The organism is Burkholderia sp. Se-20373, from assembly GCF_017104705.1.
Taxonomy (GTDB): domain Bacteria; phylum Pseudomonadota; class Gammaproteobacteria; order Burkholderiales; family Burkholderiaceae; genus Burkholderia.
In genome coordinates this window covers 1-292 of the sequence record NZ_JAAGPH010000404.1, presented here as the reverse complement: position 1 = coordinate 292, position 292 = coordinate 1, and the positions used below count along the sequence as shown (strand labels likewise).

Here is a 292-nt window from a genome sequence, read left to right as displayed (position 1 = left end):
GGCATGCTCGACCGCGCCGATCCGCTCGCCGCGCCGATGCTCGCGCGTTTTGCGCCGTTCGCCGACCATATCGCCGCGCATGGCGCGCCGCCGGAGAAGGTCGACACGACGACCGGCGTCGCCGGGCCGAACGACGGCCACGGCGGCTTCTCGGCGGGTGCCGTGGGCATGCTCGACCGCGCCGATCCGCTCGCCGCGCCGATGCTCGCGCGTTTTGCGCCGTTCGCCGACCATATCGCCGCGCATGGCGCGCCGCCGGAGAAGGTCGACACGACGACCGGCGTCGCCGGGC

At 75.0% G+C, this 292-nt stretch carries 1 pseudogene; it reads left to right on the top strand.

Going from position 1 to position 292, the window contains the following annotated elements:
• Positions 1–292, top strand: a pseudogene (locus G3N96_RS39635) (hypothetical protein); the annotation flags it as partial.